This is a genomic window from Belnapia sp. AC561 (assembly GCF_979252845.1).
The window spans coordinates 1-248 of the sequence record NZ_CEEDBP010000383.1; the positions used below are offsets into that span (position 1 = coordinate 1).

Genomic DNA, 248 nt, shown 5'->3' on the forward strand with positions numbered 1-248 from the left:
GCATGGAGCTGATCGTCCACAAGAACCCGGACGCGGTGGCGGCGGGGATCAATCCGTTCGATCATGGCGGCCGACACACCGACCTTTGGAAGACCGAGGGGCTGAAGCAGGCGCTGACCGTGGGCGGTTACGACGCGGCGTTCGGCGGCGCGCGGCGCGACGAGGAGAAGAGCCGCGCGAAGGAGCGCATCTTTTCGTTCCGGTCGGCCAGTCACGGCTGGGACCCGAAGGCGCAGCGGCCCGAATTG

The 248-nt window shown here is 68.1% G+C and carries 1 protein-coding gene; it reads left to right on the forward strand.

Annotation, left to right across the window (positions count from 1 at the left end):
- A partial coding sequence (locus AC0IW9_RS31525; protein WP_471652222.1) for a phosphoadenosine phosphosulfate reductase domain-containing protein occupies positions 1–248 on the forward strand: 248 nt, incomplete at both ends.